Raw genomic sequence first — 16,601 nt, forward strand, 5'->3', positions numbered from 1 at the left:
CTCCGCAAATCAAAGGCCCAGCCTATCCAAATAAATCGATAGGCGGCTAGCTATGATGGAAAAAAAGTAACTTTATTACTTCTGCTAACAAGAATTACTTGCAATAATGGCCACCCAATTTTGTTCTCGGCCTGTCTCGAGGCCTGGAAGGACAACCACCTCTTTCTTCTTCATCAGGTCAGGCCAGCATGACACGTATCCAACCTTCCGCTTCGCCAACCACGTCGCGCGCATGGCGCGCCGTTGCCGCGCTGATGCTCAGCCTGGTGATGGCACCCGCCGCCCTGGCCGATGAGCCGACCACCGCACCCGCCACTCCAGCCGCCGCCGTTGCACCGGCCGCACCGGGTGCCGAACAGGCTGCTGCGCCGACCGATCCGGCTGCCGCACCTGCTGTTGCTCCGGTTGATGGCCAGGCCGCCAGCCCGGCTGACGAAAGCGTTGAAGCACTGGTTGAAGATACCAGCCTGGGCATGGCCCACGACCTGTCGCCATGGGGCATGTACAAGAACGCCGACATCGTGGTGAAGATCGTCATGATCGGCCTGGCCATCGCCTCGATCATTACCTGGACCATCTGGATCGCCAAAGGCTTCGAGCTGCTGGGCGCCAAGCGTCGCCTGCGTGGCGAGATCGCCGCCCTCAAGCGTGCCACCACCCTCAAGGAAGCCAGCGACAGCGCCAACAAAGAAGGCACCCTGGCCCACATCCTGGTTCACGATGCCCTGGATGAAATGCGCCTGTCGGCCAATACCCGCGAGAAAGAAGGCATCAAGGAGCGCGTCAGCTTCCGCCTTGAGCGCCTGGTAGCTGCCAGCGGCCGCAACATGAGCAGCGGCACCGGCGTCCTCGCCACCATCGGTTCCACCGCGCCGTTCGTCGGTCTGTTCGGTACCGTCTGGGGCATCATGAACAGCTTCATCGGCATCGCCAAGACCCAGACCACCAACCTCGCCGTGGTTGCCCCGGGTATCGCCGAAGCCCTGCTGGCCACCGCCCTGGGCCTGGTCGCAGCGATCCCTGCGGTAGTCATTTACAACGTCTTCGCCCGCTCCATTGCCGGTTACAAGGCGCAGGTGTCCGATGCCTCGGCCGAAGTCCTGCTGCTGGTCAGCCGCGACCTGGACCACCAGCCAGGCGATCGCGCCGCGGCACCTCACATGGTTAAAGTGGGCTAAGCCATGGGCCTGCATCTTAACGAAGGTGGCGACGACCTCGCCGAAAACCACGAAATCAACGTCACGCCGTTCATCGACGTCATGTTGGTCCTGCTGATCATCTTCATGGTGGCAGCGCCGCTGGCAACCGTCGACATCAAGGTCGACCTGCCAGCCTCGACCGCAAAACCGGCGCCGAGGCCCGAGAAGCCGGTGTTCCTCAGCGTCAAGGCTGACCAGAACCTGTACGTCGGTGACGAGCAGGTCCAGCGTGACCAGCTCGGCGCGATTCTCGACGCCAAGACCAAGGGCGACAAGGACACCACGATCTTCTTCCAGGCCGATAAAGGGGTGGATTACGGCGATCTGATGGAAGTCATGAACACGCTGCGCGCGGCCGGTTACCTGAAAGTCGGTCTGGTCGGCCTTGAGACGGCAGCCAAGAAATGATCAAGACGCGGCATAAGCTGGCGCGTTACAGCAGTAGTCTGGCGATTGTGCTGGGTATCCATGCCGTTGCCGTTTTGCTGACGCTCAATTGGTCGGTGCCCCAAGCGATCGAGTTGCCGCCTGCGGCAATGATGATCGAAATGGCCCCGATGCCCGAACCGGCCCCGCCACCTCCACCCAAGGTGGTCACCCCGCCACAGCCGCCAGCGCCGGTCGAAGAACCGCCGCTGCCGAAACTGGCCGAGGCGCCGAAACCGAAAATCGCCATTGCCAAGCAGGTCAAGCCAAAGGCCAAACCGCAGCCGCCCAAGCCCGAGAAAAAGCCTGAGCCGCCGCAGGAAAAGCCGGCCGACGAGGAAGTGGTCGATACACCGCCAACCACCGCACCGTCGCAAAAATCGGCGGCTCCGGCGCCGAGCATCGCCACCAACAGCAATGCCCTGCCGACCTGGCAGAGCGATCTGCTGCGACACCTGGCGAAGTACAAGCGCTACCCGGAAAACGCCCGGCGCATGCGTATGGAAGGCATCAACCGCCTGCGCTTCGTGGTCGATGGCGAGGGCAAGATCCTCTCCTACGCCCTGGCTGGTGGATCGGGCAGCGCGGCACTGGATCGGGCGACCCTGGAGATGATCCGTCGCGCGCAACCGGTGCCACCGCCGCCTAAAGAACTGCTCAACAACGGCAGCATTGAAGTGATCGCGCCTTTCGTCTACTCGCTGGACAAACGCTAACGCTTTGTTTCTGTCACAAACGAGCAAGTCTGATAACGTGCGTCTATCGATTGCAGCCGCTATGCTGGGGCCGCAACTTCATGGACGCACGTTATGACCCTCACAGAATTGCGCTACATCGTCACCCTCGCCCAGGAGCAGCACTTCGGCCACGCCGCCGAACGCTGCCACGTCAGCCAGCCGACCCTGTCGGTCGGCGTCAAGAAGCTTGAGGACGAGCTGGGTGTACTGATCTTCGAGCGCAGCAAAAGCGCGGTACGCCTGACCCCGGTCGGCGAAGGCATCGTTGCCCAGGCGCAAAAGGTACTCGAGCAGGCCCAGGGCATTCGCGAGCTGGCCCAGGCCGGCAAGAACCAGCTGACCGCCCCGCTGAAAGTCGGCGCGATCTACACCGTCGGCCCCTACCTGTTCCCGCACCTGATCCCGCAACTGCACCGGGTCGCCCCGCAGATGCCGTTGTACATCGAAGAGAACTTCACCCACATCCTGCGCGACAAGCTGCGCAATGGCGAGCTGGACGCAGTGATCATCGCCCTGCCGTTCAACGAAGCCGACGTACTGACCCTGCCGCTGTACGACGAGCCGTTCTACGTGCTGATGCCCAGCGAGCATCCATGGACCCAGAAAGAAACCATCGACGCCAGCCTGCTCAACGACAAGAGCCTGCTGCTGCTCGGTGAAGGCCACTGCTTCCGTGACCAGGTGCTCGAGGCGTGCCCGACCCTGGCCAAAGGCAGCGACGGCGCCAAGCACACCACGGTCGAGTCCAGCTCGCTGGAAACCATTCGCCACATGGTCGCTTCGGGCCTGGGCGTATCGATCCTGCCGCTGTCGGCAGTGCACAGCCACCATTACGCCCCGGGCGTGATCGAAGTGCGCCCGCTGAGCCCACCGGCGCCGTTTCGCACCGTGGCCATCGCCTGGCGCGCCAGCTTCCCGCGGCCCAAGGCCATCGAGATCCTCGCTGACTCGATCCGCCTGTGCTCGGTCGCCAAACCCGCCGCGAGCCAGTAGGAAAGCACCATGCCGGAGTTGTCCCAGGTCTCGGTGACCGCGCTCAAGGGAGTCGGCGAGGCCATGGCCGAAAAACTCGCCAAGGTCGGCCTGGAGAACCTCCAGGACGTGCTGTTCCACCTGCCGCTGCGCTATCAGGACCGCACCCGCGTGGTGCCCATCGGCGCCCTGCGCCCGGGCCAGGATGCAGTGATCGAAGGCGTGGTCAGTGGCACCGACGTGGTCATGGGCAAGCGCCGCAGCCTGCTGGTGCGCCTGGGCGACGGCAGCGGCGTTCTGAGCCTGCGCTTCTACCACTTCAGCAACGCGCAGAAGGAAGGCCTCAAGCGCGGCACCCACCTGCGCTGCTACGGTGAAGCGCGCCCGGGTGCTTCCGGGCTGGAAATCTACCACCCGGAATACCGCGCGCTGACCGGCGACGAGCCGGCCCCGGTGGAGCAGACCCTGACCCCGATCTACCCGACCACCGAAGGCCTGACCCAGCAGCGCCTGCGCCAGCTGTGCCAGCAGAGCCTGGCCCTGCTCGGCCCGCGCAGCCTGCCGGACTGGCTACCGGACGAACTGGCCCGGGATTACCAACTGGCGCCGCTGGACGATGCGATCCGCTACCTGCACCACCCACCGGCCGATGCCGACGTCGATGAGCTCGCCGAAGGCCACCATTGGGCCCAGCACCGCCTGGCGTTCGAAGAGCTGCTGACCCACCAGCTGTCCCAGCAGCGCCTGCGCGAAAGCCTGCGCGCCCAGCGTGCGCCGGTATTGCCCAAGGCCAGCCGCTTGCCCCAGCAGTACCTGGCCAACCTCGGCTTTGCACCAACCGGTGCCCAGCAACGCGTGGGCAACGAGATTGCCTACGACCTCAGCCAGCCGGAGCCGATGCTGCGCCTGGTGCAAGGCGATGTCGGCGCCGGCAAGACCGTGGTCGCTGCCCTCGCTGCCCTGCAAGCGCTGGAAGCCGGTTACCAGGTGGCGCTGATGGCACCCACCGAGATCCTCGCCGAGCAGCATTTCATCACCTTCAAGCGCTGGCTGGAGCCGCTGGGCATCGAAGTCGCCTGGCTGGCCGGCAAGCTCAAGGGCAAGGCACGCAGCAGCGCCCTGGAACAGATCGCCGCCGGCGCCCCGATGGTGGTTGGCACCCATGCCCTGTTCCAGGAAGAAGTGAAGTTCAAGAACCTGGCCCTGGCGATCATCGACGAACAGCACCGCTTCGGCGTGCAGCAGCGCCTGGCCCTGCGCCAGAAAGGCGTGGGCGGTCAACTGTGCCCGCACCAGCTGATCATGACCGCCACGCCGATCCCGCGCACCCTGGCCATGAGCGCCTATGCCGACCTGGACACCTCGATCCTCGACGAATTGCCGCCAGGCCGCACCCCGGTCAACACCGTGCTGGTAACCGACAGCCGGCGCTTCGAAGTGGTCGAGCGGGTGCGCGCGGCTTGCGCCGAAGGGCGCCAGACCTACTGGGTCTGCACCCTGATCGAAGAATCTGAAGAGCTCACCTGCCAGGCCGCCGAAACCACTTACGAGGAACTTAGCAGCGCCTTGGGCGAGTTGCGTGTCGGCCTGATTCACGGGCGCATGAAACCTGCGGAGAAAGCCGCGGTGATGGCCGAATTCAAGCAGGGCAATTTGCAGCTGCTGGTGGCAACCACGGTGATCGAGGTGGGTGTCGACGTGCCCAATGCCAGCCTGATGATCATCGAGAACCCCGAGCGTCTGGGCCTGGCCCAATTGCACCAGCTGCGCGGCCGGGTTGGCCGGGGCAGCGCGGTGAGCCATTGCGTGCTGCTGTATCACCCGCCGCTGTCGCAGATCGGCCGCGAACGCCTGGGGATCATGCGCGAGACCAACGACGGCTTCATCATCGCCGAGAAAGACCTGGAGCTGCGCGGCCCGGGTGAAATGCTCGGCACCCGCCAGACCGGCCTGCTGCAATTCAAGGTCGCTGACCTGATGCGCGACGCTGACCTGCTGCCCGCCGTGCGCGACGCCGCCCAGGCCCTGCTGGCCCGCTGGCCGTCACACGTCAGCCCCTTGCTGGAACGCTGGCTGCGCCACGGCCAGCAATACGGCCAAGTGTGACGCCCGTCCCAGATTGCGGCCAGCCCGGGGTTCAAGCTGGTTATACTCATGCGATTGAAAAAATTTTGGATACAGACCATGACTGAAGTTGCTCTGGACACCGCAACCCCCCACGCTCCGTCTGTTATCCGGTTGCTGCTCGACAAGCTCGGCATCGCCTACCGCGAAGTGACCGACCATCCGCAGCTGCCGGCCGCCGCCAAAGTGCAGGCCGTACTGCTGGACGACGAAGTCGGCGCGTTGATGGTGCTGTTCCCGCAAAACCAGTTGCTCGACCTCAGCCGCCTGACCGAGCTGACCGGCCGCAAGCTGGCTGCGGTACCGCTGGAACGCCTGCGCCACATGCTGGAAAAGCACGGCCTGAAAATCCTCCCGGGGATTCCGGCGCTGACCAGCTCACCGTGCCTGTACGAAGAAAGCCTGCTGCGTCCCGAGCGCCTGCTGATTCACTCCGGTGAAGCCGGGTTGTTGCTGGAGATCGAGCGCGACGACTTCAAGAAGATGCTCAGCAAGGCCAGCGCCGGCAACTTCGGCGAACTGCTGACCAGCATCCGCCCAAATCTCGACCGCCCCCACGACGACCGCGAAGAAATTTCCCAGGCCGTCCAGGCATTCACCGCCCGGCGCATCCAGCAGCGCCTGGAAAGCACCATCGAGATCCCGCCGCTGGCGGAAACCGCGCAAAAAATCATCAAGCTGCGGGTCGACCCCAACGCCACCATCGATGACATCACCGGCGTGGTCGAAACCGACCCGGCCCTTGCTGCGCAAGTGGTCAGCTGGGCGGCTTCGCCCTACTACGCCTCACCGGGCAAGATCCGCTCGGTGGAAGACGCCATCGTTCGCGTACTCGGCTTTGACCTGGTGATCAACCTGGCCCTGGGCCTGGCGCTGGGCAAAACCCTGAGCCTGCCCAAGGACCACCCGCAACAGACCACGCCGTACTGGCAGCAATCGATCTACACCGCTGCGGTGATCGAGGGCCTGACCCGGGCCATGCCACGGGCCGAGCGCCCGGAATCGGGCCTGACCTACCTGGCCGGGCTGCTGCACAACTTCGGCTACCTGTTGCTGGCGCATGTGTTCCCGCCGCATTTCTCGCTGATCTGCCGGCACCTGGAGGTCAACCCGCACCTGTGCCACAGCTACGTCGAGCAACACCTGCTGGGCATCAGCCGCGAGCAGATCGGCGCCTGGCTGATGCGCTACTGGGACATGCCGGATGAGCTGTCCACTGCCCTGCGCTTCCAGCACGACCCGACCTATGCCGGCGATTGCGCCGCCTTCCCCAACCTGGTGTGCCTGGCGGTGCGCCTGCTGCGCTCGCGCGGAATCGGCTCGGGGCCGCAGGAAAGCATCCCCGACGATCTGCTCGAGCGTCTGAACCTGACCCGCGAAAAAGCCGAGGACGTGGTCAACAAGGTGCTGGAAGCCGAAGCCATGCTGCGTGAGCTGGCCTCGCAATTCAGCCAGCACTGAGGCGTAAGCCTGACCTTGGCGGTCAGGCCTTCTTTTTCGGTTTCAGGTACTTCATCAGGCCCTGGAACCAGATCACCAGCGCCGGGTTGCCCTTGATCTGGATGCTTTTGTCCTGAATCCCCTGCATGAAGGCCAGTTGCTTGTTCTTGGCCTGCAGGGTGGCAAAACCGAACGCGGCATCCTTGAAGGCGATAGCGAAAGCTGGCGCAGGGTGAGTGCCGGATTTGCTGCTGATTCGCAGGTCCTTGACGATGAAATGGCGCGCCGCCTTGCCATCGAGGGTCTGCAGCTGGAACACCAGGTCCTTGTCGGCCAGTTGCTGCTGAAAGGCAGGATTGTTGCGGCTGGCTTTGGCCATCAGCAGGCCCATGGCCCAAAGGAGAAAGCGAAACTTCATGTGCACGCCTCGGCTAAAAAGTGACTGGCGAAGCAGTTTATAGTCTCGCTACAAAAACGCCATAGTTCTCTACGCTTTACCCGATGATAGCCGCCGTTGGCCTTGTAACCGGGTTATTCACTGACGCCTGAACCTGCTCAACGCGTACAGAATCAACTGGTTCGCGCCGACAGCCGCCAGTGCCGTAGACAACCCCAGCACGCTGCAAAACATTGCGCGCAGCGGATGCTGGGGCAACAGGTAGAGCAGGATTGCGGCAGGAATGGCCGCCGCTAGCAGCAACCGCCATTTGAGCCGCGGCACCAGCGCGATCGCCAGGTTCATCAACACCACGAAGTAGAAGATCAGGTACATGCCCATGCCGATCGCGACGCCGCGTGACATCAGCCCGCCGGCCATCTGCCGGTACATTGTCATGCCAGTGTTGTGCAGCCACAGGTAAGTGACAATGGCCAACAGGTGCACAACCAGAGCGATTGCCAGGCGGTAAGGGCGAGTTACAAGCATTTCTGTGTCTCGTCTTCGACCACGCCTTTGTCGCTCAGGCGCTTAATACCGTCCACGGCGCTGTCGCGGTAACCGCTGGCCTCCAGTGCCGCTTGCTGGTAGCACGCCATGGCGCGGTCATTGTCCTGCTGGCCAAGCTTGCCTGCCTCGTAGGCAAAGCCAAGCTCCACCAGCCCCCGCGGCGACTCCAGCTTCGCCGATTGGCGCAAGGCTTGAAGCGCTTTGCCCGGGCCCTGGCAGACCCGGTCCTCGGCATACTCTTCGCCGTAGCAAACGAAGTGCGCCAGCATGGCCCCGGCGTCCCGTTCAGTGACCATCGCCGCCTCCAGGAGCTGCACGATGGTCGAGTCCGGCAGTCGTTCGGCATCCCCTGAAAAAATCAGGATGACCGCCTGGACTGCGGCCTCGTTGTTGCCCTTGGTAGCGGCACTGAGCAGACTGTTGAGGGCGGCGTTCATCAGTTGCCCAGGGTTGTCGTAGAGCCCTGCCCTGCCCAGATTCTCATAGAGCCTGGCGCGCTCGACATCCAGCTCGCCGGCAACCTTCTCCTGGCGCCCGGTAAAGAAGCCCGCCAGCGACCAGTCATCGATCCGCTGTAACACCCAGCATTGGCCGCGGGTAAAGGTATAGACATTGAGCAGTTCGCCCTTGGTGTCGTGCAACACCACTTGCCGGCTACCCTCCTGCTCGACCACCAGCCCCAGCGCGGCACGCTTGGCCGGCTGTAGCAAGGCCAGCGACGGGCGCTGCTCCGGGGCCAGCTTGCGGATCGCCACACGCGGTTGCTTGCGACCGGGGTAGATCCGCTGCTCGATCAGCGGGTCAGCCACCAGCGACTGCTGCAGCGCTTCGCTCTGGGCAAAAGCGGCGAAAAAGGCGCCAAAATCGTTGTCGGAGCAGTCCGGCATGTCCGCCGGGGCACCAGCGCAGGTTGTCGCCCCGGCCAGCAGCAGGAACGAGCAGAACCACTGCCGCCACGTCGTCGCAAAGCCTTTCATGGTTTGCCTCTGTCGATCAGCTGTTGAGTGGGAGTACACCAGTAGTCACTGAAACCCAGCCAGTAACCCAGCACATCGCGGATAAAGCGCAGGGCGCTTTCCGGCTTGCGGCAATCGGCCTGCTCGTCGGCCACGTCATAGGGCGTATTGCTGATGAAGTAGTTGAGCCAATGGGGCTTCCAGTTGGGTATGGCGATCTCGATATGCCCATCAGCCTTGTACAAGCTGATCCAGACGATGCCGACAGTGCCGTTGTCTTCGTAATCGCGCATGTCCAAAGAGGTCTGCGAGAACAGCGGCGTGCGGTAAACCTGCTTTTGATTGCTGCGGTCAATGAAACGCAGGTAGGCCAGGTCATCGAAAGGCACCAGCCAGCCACCAACCGGCACATTCTCCATGAGATAACGGCCCGACTCGCTGACCACCCTGACTTCGCCTGGCCGATCGATCAATACCTGGATGTTGTGTCCCACCCAAAGTACCAATGCCCCAACCATCGCCAGGGCAAAATAGTGCCTACGTTTCAAGACCGATCCTTGTTGCATACATTCAGCCGGCCCAACCAGTGGGCAAGCATTATCGCCAGGAAAGTCAGACCACCGGCCAGCGGGCTGAAAAACATCGTTCGCACCGGGTGATCCGGCATCAGCCAGTAGATGATCAACGCCACCAGCGCGCCATTGATCATGAGTTTGTGCTTGAGCCTCGGCACGAAAACGATCACCAGGCTGAAGATCACCATCACATCGAACACCAGCCAGAAAATGGCGCCAGACGCCACGCCGCGGGCGGTGAAGCCGCCGTAGATCTGCTTGTAGTAATGAACCCCGATGTCGTTGAGCACCAGGAACAGGAAGCAAGCCAGCGCATGCACGGCCAGGGCGATCAGCCAGCGTTTGATCATCGGGAGTTTCCTTGCAAAGCCTGGCACCAGCTGCGCACATCGTTCCTGTCGAAGCCCGGGCAGTTGTTGTCGCGGGGGATATAGCGATAGGGGTGCGCGGCTTCGTAGGTGAAGTGGTAGTAGTTGTGCTTGTCCTGGCCGTACAGCCAGTAGGACGAGGAGCCCTGGGAAATCTGGTAGGGCTCGAAGGTCAGCATTGAGGATTCGGCGGGGATGAAGTTGTCAGGCTCCATCCACAGCAGCAGCGCGTTCGAATACAACGGCGTGGTCACGCCTGGCAGCAGCAGGAGTACCAGCAACGCCAGGGCCAACCCTTTGCCTTTGCTCATGCCGGCGGCAGGTTCGCATAGTAGGAACCCACCAGTTCCATGACCACCACGGTGGTCAGGCAAATGAACGTCAGCAGGCGATGCCAGAGCTGGTCACGCCAGCGTCGGTGCAGGCTGGTGAGTATCAATATCAGGCAGACAAAGGCCAGGCTGCCGAACAGGTCGCTGTCGGCAACGCCCGCCAGGTAGTTGGGCAAGGTCAAGCCGTCATACATGGCGTTGCCCTGCGCTAGCGGTTAGTGCGAATCCTTCGGTCTTCATCACGGCCCTCCCTGGACACTTCCCCGTCCTTGCGACGGCGGCCGCGTATGCTAGCCAGATGCCAGGGCGGCGGCAATAAAAAACGGGCACCTTGTGCGGTGCCCGTTTTTCACTGCAATCGATCTGTGCGAGGCATCACGGATTGACGCTGTCCTTCAGGGATTTGCCTGGTTTGAAAGCAACGGTGTTGCTGGCCTTGATCTTGACCGGCTCGCCGGTTTGCGGGTTTTTGCCCGTGCGGGCACCGCGGTGGCGCTGCAGGAAGGTACCGAAGCCGACCAGGGTCACGCTGTCCTTGCGGTGCAGGGCGCCGGTGATTTCTTCGAGCACGGCGTTGAGCACGCGGTTGGCTTGCTCTTTGGTGAGATCAGCCTTTTCCGCAATGGCGGCGGCGAGTTCTGGTTTACGCATAGTGAAGCCTCTTTGACGGTTTTTTTGTTGTTATGCCGTGCTGCTCTTGAAGAACAGCGCCCAAGGCACCGCAGGCTCTAAACTGCGGCAGACGGAGTGAGAATGGCATGCCCTCAGGGGCCGCGCCAGTCTCTGGGCGGCCATTGTTGGGGCAAAGGCAGGGGAAATCCGACAGAACGCCGGTTATTTACGCCATCAGCGCCGGAAGTTGCCGATTTAGAGCCAGCTTGTCCATGACGGCGGTGCCGGTCAGGGCATAGCCCAGCAGTTGGCCGTCTGCGTCATGGCAGAGCACCTTGAGGTCGGCGCCCTGGCCTTCAACGCTCCACTGGCCCTCACGGCCATGGGGCACAGGCGACACCACCAGCGGGCAGGCCGGGGTTTTAACCGTAACCGGCATCGGCCCGTAGGCGACCGCTGTCGGGTTGCCGGCCAGGGTTTGCGCCAGCGCCCGGGCGCAACTCATCAACGGCATCACATACAGCAGATTGAGGCCATCGACTTCGGCGCAATCACCGAGGGCGAAGATGTTGGCGTGGGAGGTACGCAGCTGGCGATCAACCACTACGCCGCGATTGACCTGCAACCCCGCAGCCGAGGCCAGGTCGATGCGTGGGCGCAGGCCAACAGCCGAAACCACCAGGTCGCAAGCAATCACGCTGCCGTCGGACAAGTGCGCTTCCAGGCCCTGCTCCAGCCGCTGCAGGCGGGTCAGTACCGGGCCCAGGTGGAAGCGCACGCCCAGCTCTTGAAGGCCGGCCTGAACCGCAGCTGCCGCCATCGGGTGCAGCAAGGTCGGCATGACCTGCTCGCACGGCGCCACCAGCTCGACCTGATAGCCACCCAGGCTCATGTCGTTGGCGAACTCACAGCCGATCAGGCCGGCGCCGAGGATCAGCACCCGTTGCTTGCCAGCGGCGGCGGCGCGAAAACGCGCGTAGTCCTCGAGGTCGTTGATCGGGAAGATCAGCTCGCCCGCATCGCCTTCGACCGGCACCCGCACGGTTTCGGCGCCCCAGGCCAGGATCAGGTCGCGGTAGTGAACCTGCTCTTCACCGATCCACAGGCGTTTATGGCCCGGGTCGATGCCGCTGATGCGGGTGTGGGTGCGCACCTCGGCCTTGAGCTGCTCGGCCATGGCGCCGGGTGCGGCCATGCTCAGGCCGTCGGCGTCCTTGTTCTTGGCGAAACCGGTGGAAAGCATCGGCTTGGAGTAGGAACGGCCGTCGTCGGCGGTAATCAGCAACAACGGCGTATCGCCGTCGAGCTTGCGAAACTCGCGAGCCAGGTTGTAACCCGCCAGACCTGTACCGACAATCACCACTGGAGCCGTCATGCGCTGCCTTCCTTGAAATCTGATTGAAATGTGATCAGTTGATTTCGATCATCTCGAAATCCATCTTGCCGACACCGCAGTCCGGGCACAGCCAGTCTTCGGGTACGTCTTCCCACCGGGTGCCTGGAGCGATGCCGTCGTCCGGCCAACCGTCAGCTTCGTTGTAGACCAGGCCACAGACAATACATTGCCACTTTTTCATAACGCACTTCCTCGAAAGACTCAGGCATTGGAGTGGCCGCTCTCGTGAAGATTACAGTGGCGGCCATCAAAGAAAGGGCTTTGTACTGGAGCCAGGTGCCAGCATGCAAGCCGGATCGGGCAATCATGCTAAGCTCGGCGTCTCTCTGGCCTGTTATTCGATACCGCCGTGCCGTACGAAACATTGCAAGCGCCCGCTGCACTCTGGCTGCAGCACCCTGACCTGGCAGACAGCACATCGCCCACGACTCGCGACTGGTTGTACGACCAGGGCTCCCTGACCCGCCGCCTGATTCAATTATCCGCCGATCACTTTTGCGTGACACCCCTTTGCGAGGGCTGGCAACGCCTGCGCGAAGACGAATGCCAGGCCCTTGACCTGCCGTTGGGCAGCGAAGGCTGGGTGCGCGAAGTGTATTTGCGCGGCCATGGCCAGCCCTGGGTGTTTGCCCGCAGCGTGGCCGCGCGCAGCTCGCTGGAAAGTGGCGGCCTGGACATGGAAGCGCTGGGCAGCCGCTCATTGGGCGAACTGCTGTTCTGCGAACAGGGCTTTGTCCGCCGGCCCATCGAGGTCTGCCACTATCCGCAGGCCTGGCTGCCGCTGGAGCAGTGCCATGCAGGCTTGTGGGGGCGCCGTTCGCGCTTTGATCGCGACGCCTTGAGCGTGCTGGTGGCCGAGGTGTTCTTGCCTACACTGTGGATTGCCGCCGACACCCCATCGGAGACCCGCTGATGTACCTGCAGTTGCTCAAGTCGTTCAATCGCCTGCACCCCCGGGCCTGGGACTTCATCCAGCTGAGCCGGATGGACCGTCCGATTGGCATCTACCTGCTGCTGTGGCCGACCCTTTCGGCCGTCTGGATTGCCGCCAAGGGCGCGCCGACCCTGGCCAACGTGCTGATATTCACCCTCGGCGTGGTGCTGATGCGCGCTGCCGGCTGCGCCATCAACGATTTCGCCGACCGCAAGGTCGATGGCCACGTCAAACGCACTGCCGACCGCCCGCTGGCCGCCGGACGGATCAACGCCCGCGAGGCGCTGACCCTGTTTGCGGTATTGGTCGGGGTGAGTTTCTTGCTGGTGCTGTGCACCAATGCCACCACGGTGTGGCTGTCGTTCGGCGCTGTGGCGCTGGCGGCCTGTTACCCGTTCATGAAGCGCTACACCTACTACCCGCAGGTGGTGCTGGGGGCGGCCTACTCCTGGGGCATCCCCATGGCCTTCACCGCCGCCACCGGCGAGCTGCCGGCCATCGCCTGGCTGCTGTACATCGCCAACCTGCTGTGGACCGTGGGCTACGACACGTACTACGCCATGGTCGACCGCGATGACGACCTGAAAATCGGGGTCAAATCCACCGCCATCCTGTTCGGTGAAGCCGATCGGGTGATCATCCTCACCTTGCAGGTATTGTCCCTGGGCTGCCTGTTACTGGCCGGCAACCGCTTCGAGCTGGGCGGCTGGTTCCACCTGGGACTGGTGGCAGCCTTGCTGTGCTTTGCCTGGGAGTTCTGGTCGACGCGCAAGCTGGACCGCGAATCGTGCTTCAAGGCCTTTCTGCACAATCACTGGGCGGGGCTGCTGATCTTTATCGGCATCGTGCTGGATTACAGTTTCTGATTTTTTCGCGGGGCAAGCCCGCTCCTACATGTAGGAGCGGGCTTGCCCCGCGAAAAAGCCACTACGGTTTGGCGACGTGCCACACGTCCTTCATGCCATCCCCCGTGGTTTCCCCCGCCTTCTTGTCCTTGACGAAGGTGTACAGCGGCTTGCCATCATAGGCCCACTGCATGCTGCCGTCATCGCGCTTGATCTGTGTCCACTTGCCTTCGGCTTTCTCGCCATCCTTGACCATCAACGGCGGCCAGTTCTTGGCACAATCAGCGTTACACATGGATTTGCCACCAGCGTCCTTATCAAAGGTGTACAAGGTCATACCCTTATGGTCGACCCACATGCCACCTTTCTCCATGGCATGATGAGCCGAGGCCACTCCCGGCAGCGCCAGGGCTACTGCAGCGAATAGACCCATCCAGTTCAGCGTATGTCGTGTCATTGGATTCACCGTAATTCTCGGGAGAGGGAATTTAAGCCTAGCCCAGTAACAGAATGTTGCTGCAATGGCCCACGAGCTGTCACACGACTGCAATAATTCCGTTATCTAATGCGGGCCAAGACACCTTTAATGGAAGAGGTTTAAGCATGGTTGGCAGAAACATTCTGATCGTTGACGACGAAGCGCCAATTCGCGAGATGATCGCCGTTGCATTGGAAATGGCCGGCTATGACTGCCTGGAAGCCGAAAACTCCCAGCAGGCCCACGCCATCATCGTCGACCGCAAGCCGGACCTGATCCTGCTCGACTGGATGCTCCCGGGCACCTCCGGTATCGAACTGGCCCGCCGCCTCAAGCGCGACGAGCTGACCGGCGACATCCCGATCATCATGCTCACCGCCAAGGGTGAGGAAGACAACAAGATCCAGGGCCTGGAAGTCGGCGCCGACGACTACATCACCAAGCCTTTCTCGCCGCGCGAGCTGGTGGCCCGGCTCAAGGCCGTGCTGCGCCGCGCCGGCCCGAGCGATGGCGAAGCGCCGATCGAAGTCGGCGGCCTGCTGCTCGATCCAATCAGCCACCGGGTGACCATCGACGGCAAGCCGGCCGAAATGGGCCCGACCGAATACCGCCTGCTGCAATTCTTCATGACCCACCAGGAGCGCGCCTACACCCGTGGCCAGCTGCTCGACCAGGTCTGGGGCGGCAACGTCTATGTCGAGGAACGCACCGTCGACGTGCATATCCGCCGCCTGCGCAAGGCGTTGGGCGATGCCTACGAAAATCTGGTACAAACCGTCCGCGGCACCGGTTACCGGTTCTCAACTAAAAGTTGAGAAAGCTGCAAGCTGTAAGCCCCAAGCTGCAAGAAAGAGCAAAAGCACACGCAGATCCGCTTCAACCTTGCAGCTTGTAGCTTGCAACGTGCAGCTGATCCGCTAAGGATCCCAATTGAACCAGAACTGGCATGGCACCCTGATTCGCCACATGCTGTTGCTGATCACCGTCTGCCTGCTGGCCGGCCTGATCAGCGGCTACTATGGCTGGAGCCTGGCCCTGGGCCTGGCGATCTACCTGGGCTGGACCCTCAAGCAACTGCTGCGCCTGCACGAATGGCTGCGCCTGCACAAACCCGATGAAGCACCGCCCGATGGCTATGGCCTGTGGGGCGAGGTGTTCGACAGCATCTACCATCTGCAACGCCGCGACCAGCGCGTGCGCGGGCGTCTGCAGGCGGTGATCGACCGGGTGCAGGAGTCCACCGCCGCCCTCAAGGATGCGGTGATCATGCTCGACAGCGATGGCAACCTGGAGTGGTGGAACCGCGCCGCGGAAACCCTGCTCGGCCTCAAGACCCCGCAGGACAGCGGCCAGCCAGTAACCAACCTGGTACGTCATCCACGCTTCAAGGAGTACTTCGAGCAGGAGAACTACCTCGAACCGCTGGAGATCCCCTCGCCGATCAACGACCGCATGCGCGTGCAACTGCACATCACCCGTTACGGCAACAACGAGCACCTGATGCTGGTACGCGATGTCACCCGCATCCATCAGCTGGAGCAGATGCGCAAGGATTTCGTCGCCAACGTCTCCCACGAACTGCGCACGCCGCTGACGGTGATCGCCGGCTACCTGGAAACCCTGCTCGATAACGTCGAAGAGGTGAACCCGCGCTGGGTTCGTGCCCTGCAGCAGATGCAGCAGCAAGGCGGGCGCATGCAAACGCTGCTCAACGACCTGCTGTTGCTGGCCAAGCTGGAAGCCACCGACTACCCCTCGGACAACCAGCCAGTAGCGGTCGAGAGCCTGCTGCAATCGATCAAGGGCGACGCCCAGGCATTGTCCGGGCAGCGTAACCAGCGCATCAGCCTGGAGGCGCAGCCGGGCATTCGCCTCAAGGGTAGCGAGGCGGAGCTGCGCAGCGCCTTCTCCAACCTGGTGTTCAATGCAGTCAAATACACCCAGGACGAAGGCCAGATCCGCATCCGCTGGTGGGCCGACGAGCAAGGCGCACACCTGAGCGTGCAGGACTCGGGCATCGGCATCGACCCCAAGCATCTGCCACGCCTGACCGAGCGCTTCTACCGCGTCGACTCCAGCCGTGCCTCCAATACCGGTGGCACCGGTCTGGGCCTGGCGATCGTCAAGCACGTGCTGCTGCGCCATCGCGCGCGCCTGGAAATCAGCAGCGTGCCAGGCCATGGCAGCACCTTTACCTGCCATTTCGCCCCGGTGCAGATAGCCTCGCGCCAGGCCTCCTGAGCCGCCGCCCTTTAAATTTG

Annotated in this window: 21 protein-coding genes; 10 read left to right on the forward strand and 11 right to left on the reverse strand. The window is 62.7% G+C overall.

The window, feature by feature from the left end; genetic code table 11:
- Positions 1-188: 188 nt before the first annotated feature.
- The 6 genes from exbB to LOY34_RS26890 all read left to right on the forward strand — a co-directional run bounded on the left by exbB (position 189) and on the right by LOY34_RS26890 (position 6,919).
- Complete coding sequence (gene exbB / locus LOY34_RS26865; RefSeq protein ID WP_093377992.1) at positions 189-1,178, forward strand: tonB-system energizer ExbB; 990 nt, start codon at positions 189-191, stop codon at positions 1,176-1,178.
- 3 nt (positions 1,179-1,181) lie between these two features.
- Positions 1,182-1,607 (forward strand): TonB system transport protein ExbD, encoded by a 426-nt coding sequence (gene exbD, locus LOY34_RS26870; RefSeq protein WP_045199557.1) that lies wholly within the window; start codon positions 1,182-1,184, stop codon positions 1,605-1,607.
- Positions 1,604-2,341: an energy transducer TonB gene (locus LOY34_RS26875; protein WP_045199555.1), complete on the forward strand. Its 738-nt coding sequence runs from the start codon at positions 1,604-1,606 to the stop codon at positions 2,339-2,341. Before exbD ends, LOY34_RS26875 begins: the two co-directional genes overlap by 4 nt.
- Positions 2,342-2,434: 93 nt before the next feature.
- Entirely contained in the window at positions 2,435-3,355 is a 921-nt protein-coding gene (locus LOY34_RS26880; protein ID WP_045199553.1) for a hydrogen peroxide-inducible genes activator, read from the forward strand.
- 9 nt (positions 3,356-3,364) lie between these two features.
- A complete protein-coding gene (gene recG, locus LOY34_RS26885; protein WP_093377989.1) occupies positions 3,365-5,440 on the forward strand; it encodes an ATP-dependent DNA helicase RecG in 2,076 nt (691 codons plus the stop codon).
- Between the two features lie 78 nt (positions 5,441-5,518).
- Positions 5,519-6,919: an aminoacyl-tRNA deacylase and HDOD domain-containing protein gene (locus LOY34_RS26890; protein ID WP_195885324.1), complete on the forward strand. Its 1,401-nt coding sequence runs from the start codon at positions 5,519-5,521 to the stop codon at positions 6,917-6,919.
- Positions 6,920-6,941: 22 nt separating this feature from the next.
- On the opposite strand, the gene LOY34_RS26895 is transcribed toward LOY34_RS26890, so the two are convergent.
- From LOY34_RS26895 to LOY34_RS26940, 10 genes are all read right to left on the reverse strand, one after another.
- On the reverse strand, positions 6,942-7,316 hold the full coding sequence (locus tag LOY34_RS26895; RefSeq protein ID WP_045199547.1) for a helicase: 375 nt from the start codon (positions 7,314-7,316) through the stop codon (positions 6,942-6,944).
- A 117-nt stretch (positions 7,317-7,433) separates the two neighbouring features.
- Positions 7,434-7,823: a hypothetical protein gene (locus LOY34_RS26900; protein WP_045199545.1), complete on the reverse strand. Its 390-nt coding sequence runs from the start codon at positions 7,821-7,823 to the stop codon at positions 7,434-7,436.
- Positions 7,814-8,821, reverse strand: a complete 1,008-nt coding sequence (locus tag LOY34_RS26905; RefSeq protein WP_258664125.1) for a hypothetical protein — start codon at positions 8,819-8,821, stop codon at positions 7,814-7,816. Before LOY34_RS26905 ends, LOY34_RS26900 begins: the two co-directional genes overlap by 10 nt.
- Positions 8,818-9,348: a hypothetical protein gene (locus LOY34_RS26910; RefSeq protein ID WP_195885326.1), complete on the reverse strand. Its 531-nt coding sequence runs from the start codon at positions 9,346-9,348 to the stop codon at positions 8,818-8,820. The genes LOY34_RS26905 and LOY34_RS26910 overlap by 4 nt, the downstream gene beginning before the upstream one ends.
- A complete protein-coding gene (locus tag LOY34_RS26915) occupies positions 9,345-9,725 on the reverse strand; it encodes a hypothetical protein (RefSeq protein ID WP_195885327.1) in 381 nt (126 codons plus the stop codon). Before LOY34_RS26915 ends, LOY34_RS26910 begins: the two co-directional genes overlap by 4 nt.
- Positions 9,722-10,054 carry a hypothetical protein gene (locus LOY34_RS26920; protein ID WP_045199539.1) on the reverse strand — a complete coding sequence of 111 codons (333 nt, stop codon included), beginning with the start codon at positions 10,052-10,054 and terminating at the stop codon, positions 9,722-9,724. Before LOY34_RS26920 ends, LOY34_RS26915 begins: the two co-directional genes overlap by 4 nt.
- A complete protein-coding gene (locus LOY34_RS26925) occupies positions 10,051-10,269 on the reverse strand; it encodes a hypothetical protein (protein ID WP_045199537.1) in 219 nt (72 codons plus the stop codon). The genes LOY34_RS26920 and LOY34_RS26925 overlap by 4 nt, the downstream gene beginning before the upstream one ends.
- Positions 10,270-10,450: 181 nt before the next feature.
- Positions 10,451-10,726 carry an HU family DNA-binding protein gene (locus LOY34_RS26930; protein ID WP_003213368.1) on the reverse strand — a complete coding sequence of 92 codons (276 nt, stop codon included), beginning with the start codon at positions 10,724-10,726 and terminating at the stop codon, positions 10,451-10,453.
- A gap of 187 nt (positions 10,727-10,913) precedes the next feature.
- Positions 10,914-12,062 (reverse strand): NAD(P)/FAD-dependent oxidoreductase, encoded by a 1,149-nt coding sequence (locus tag LOY34_RS26935; RefSeq protein WP_093377970.1) that lies wholly within the window; start codon positions 12,060-12,062, stop codon positions 10,914-10,916.
- A 34-nt stretch (positions 12,063-12,096) separates the two neighbouring features.
- Entirely contained in the window at positions 12,097-12,264 is a 168-nt protein-coding gene (locus tag LOY34_RS26940; protein ID WP_045199533.1) for a rubredoxin, read from the reverse strand.
- A 168-nt stretch (positions 12,265-12,432) separates the two neighbouring features.
- Here LOY34_RS26940 and LOY34_RS26945 point away from each other — a divergent pair, with 168 nt between their 5' ends.
- Together LOY34_RS26945 and ubiA are read left to right on the forward strand one after the other, a co-directional pair.
- Entirely contained in the window at positions 12,433-12,996 is a 564-nt protein-coding gene (locus LOY34_RS26945) for a chorismate lyase (RefSeq protein WP_045199531.1), read from the forward strand.
- Entirely contained in the window at positions 12,996-13,883 is an 888-nt protein-coding gene (ubiA, locus tag LOY34_RS26950; RefSeq protein ID WP_045199529.1) for a 4-hydroxybenzoate octaprenyltransferase, read from the forward strand. Before LOY34_RS26945 ends, ubiA begins: the two co-directional genes overlap by 1 nt.
- A gap of 61 nt (positions 13,884-13,944) precedes the next feature.
- On the opposite strand, the gene LOY34_RS26955 is transcribed toward ubiA, so the two are convergent.
- A complete protein-coding gene (locus tag LOY34_RS26955) occupies positions 13,945-14,319 on the reverse strand; it encodes a hypothetical protein (protein WP_195885328.1) in 375 nt (124 codons plus the stop codon).
- 146 nt (positions 14,320-14,465) lie between these two features.
- Here LOY34_RS26955 and phoB point away from each other — a divergent pair, with 146 nt between their 5' ends.
- Complete coding sequence (gene phoB, locus LOY34_RS26960; protein ID WP_010225936.1) at positions 14,466-15,155, forward strand: phosphate regulon transcriptional regulator PhoB; 690 nt, start codon at positions 14,466-14,468, stop codon at positions 15,153-15,155.
- Between the two features lie 151 nt (positions 15,156-15,306).
- Entirely contained in the window at positions 15,307-16,581 is a 1,275-nt protein-coding gene (gene phoR / locus LOY34_RS26965; protein WP_230090937.1) for a phosphate regulon sensor histidine kinase PhoR, read from the forward strand.
- The last annotated feature ends 20 nt before the right edge of the window (positions 16,582-16,601 follow it).

This window comes from Pseudomonas sp. B21-009 (assembly GCF_024749345.1).
In the GTDB taxonomy this organism is placed as follows: Bacteria; Pseudomonadota; Gammaproteobacteria; order Pseudomonadales; family Pseudomonadaceae; genus Aquipseudomonas.

Bases quoted from the DNA above. Each gene is read 5' to 3' on its own strand.
- exbB (WP_093377992.1), top strand. From the start codon at position 189: ATGACACGTATCCAACCTTCCGCTTCGCCAACCACGTCGCGCGCATGG.
- exbD (WP_045199557.1), top strand. From the start codon at position 1,182: ATGGGCCTGCATCTTAACGAAGGTGGCGACGACCTCGCCGAAAACCAC.
- LOY34_RS26875 (WP_045199555.1), top strand. From the start codon at position 1,604: ATGATCAAGACGCGGCATAAGCTGGCGCGTTACAGCAGTAGTCTGGCG.
- LOY34_RS26880 (WP_045199553.1), top strand. From the start codon at position 2,435: ATGACCCTCACAGAATTGCGCTACATCGTCACCCTCGCCCAGGAGCAG.
- recG (WP_093377989.1), top strand. From the start codon at position 3,365: ATGCCGGAGTTGTCCCAGGTCTCGGTGACCGCGCTCAAGGGAGTCGGC.
- LOY34_RS26890 (WP_195885324.1), top strand. From the start codon at position 5,519: ATGACTGAAGTTGCTCTGGACACCGCAACCCCCCACGCTCCGTCTGTT.
- LOY34_RS26895 (WP_045199547.1), bottom strand. From the start codon at position 7,316: ATGAAGTTTCGCTTTCTCCTTTGGGCCATGGGCCTGCTGATGGCCAAA.
- LOY34_RS26900 (WP_045199545.1), bottom strand. From the start codon at position 7,823: ATGCTTGTAACTCGCCCTTACCGCCTGGCAATCGCTCTGGTTGTGCAC.
- LOY34_RS26905 (WP_258664125.1), bottom strand. From the start codon at position 8,821: ATGAAAGGCTTTGCGACGACGTGGCGGCAGTGGTTCTGCTCGTTCCTG.
- LOY34_RS26915 (WP_195885327.1), bottom strand. From the start codon at position 9,725: ATGATCAAACGCTGGCTGATCGCCCTGGCCGTGCATGCGCTGGCTTGC.
- LOY34_RS26920 (WP_045199539.1), bottom strand. From the start codon at position 10,054: ATGAGCAAAGGCAAAGGGTTGGCCCTGGCGTTGCTGGTACTCCTGCTG.
- LOY34_RS26925 (WP_045199537.1), bottom strand. From the start codon at position 10,269: ATGTATGACGGCTTGACCTTGCCCAACTACCTGGCGGGCGTTGCCGAC.
- LOY34_RS26930 (WP_003213368.1), bottom strand. From the start codon at position 10,726: ATGCGTAAACCAGAACTCGCCGCCGCCATTGCGGAAAAGGCTGATCTC.
- LOY34_RS26935 (WP_093377970.1), bottom strand. From the start codon at position 12,062: ATGACGGCTCCAGTGGTGATTGTCGGTACAGGTCTGGCGGGTTACAAC.
- LOY34_RS26940 (WP_045199533.1), bottom strand. From the start codon at position 12,264: ATGAAAAAGTGGCAATGTATTGTCTGTGGCCTGGTCTACAACGAAGCT.
- ubiA (WP_045199529.1), top strand. From the start codon at position 12,996: ATGTACCTGCAGTTGCTCAAGTCGTTCAATCGCCTGCACCCCCGGGCC.
- LOY34_RS26955 (WP_195885328.1), bottom strand. From the start codon at position 14,319: ATGACACGACATACGCTGAACTGGATGGGTCTATTCGCTGCAGTAGCC.
- phoB (WP_010225936.1), top strand. From the start codon at position 14,466: ATGGTTGGCAGAAACATTCTGATCGTTGACGACGAAGCGCCAATTCGC.
- phoR (WP_230090937.1), top strand. From the start codon at position 15,307: ATGCTGTTGCTGATCACCGTCTGCCTGCTGGCCGGCCTGATCAGCGGC.